The organism is Gluconobacter sp. P1D12_c (assembly GCF_018812105.1).
Classification (GTDB): domain Bacteria; phylum Pseudomonadota; class Alphaproteobacteria; order Acetobacterales; family Acetobacteraceae; genus Gluconobacter; species Gluconobacter oxydans_A.
In genome coordinates this window covers 1-620 of sequence record NZ_JACSIQ010000166.1, presented here as the reverse complement: position 1 = coordinate 620, position 620 = coordinate 1, and the positions used below count along the sequence as shown (strand labels likewise).

Genomic DNA, 620 nt, shown 5'->3' with positions numbered 1-620 from the left:
TTACCGGTCCGATAGAGGTCTCCAATGATCTGCACCGCCTTCAGTAATCCCTGTACCGTGCGACCACCCTGAAACTGGAACGCGTTCAGGAATGGACCAATGGCAGGACGAAGAGAGCGATGCCGGTTGATCAGTTCGGCCGTGCGATCAATGGTCTCTGGAGCTGTCAGGGTTTCAGCCCTGCCGATGGCGTCCTGGAGGCGGGGCCAGTCAATTCCCGTAATGGCAGACAGTGAATCAACGCCCTGATCACGGGCCTCAATCAGATGACGGCAAGAGGTTGTCAGCAGACGAAGCTGGGCCTGCAACGATCGCATGGTGACAATCGCTTTGTCACGGATCCGGTGCTCGGCACGGCGCATCATGCTTCCGAGGAGTTTGTCCATCATTGTGAGGGCCGCGTCGGTTAGAACCTCCTCAAGTCGGACCCCGGCTGCCACCAGAATGGCGTAACGACGGGATGACCGAAGCTCGGCCAGATGCTGGGGCGTAATCCGGGCAGCTTCTTCGCTCAAACGGTCAAAGGCCACACGCGGTATGGTCGTGGCGCGAGCGCTGTCGAGGTTCAGGGATCGTACACACTCCAGGCGTTCCAGCAATCGCAGGATATTGCGCGCGGC

The 620-nt window shown here is 59.4% G+C and carries 1 pseudogene; it reads right to left on the bottom strand.

Annotation, left to right across the window (positions count from 1 at the left end):
* Nucleotides 1-620, bottom strand: a pseudogene (locus tag KP705_RS16140) (Tn3 family transposase); the annotation flags it as partial.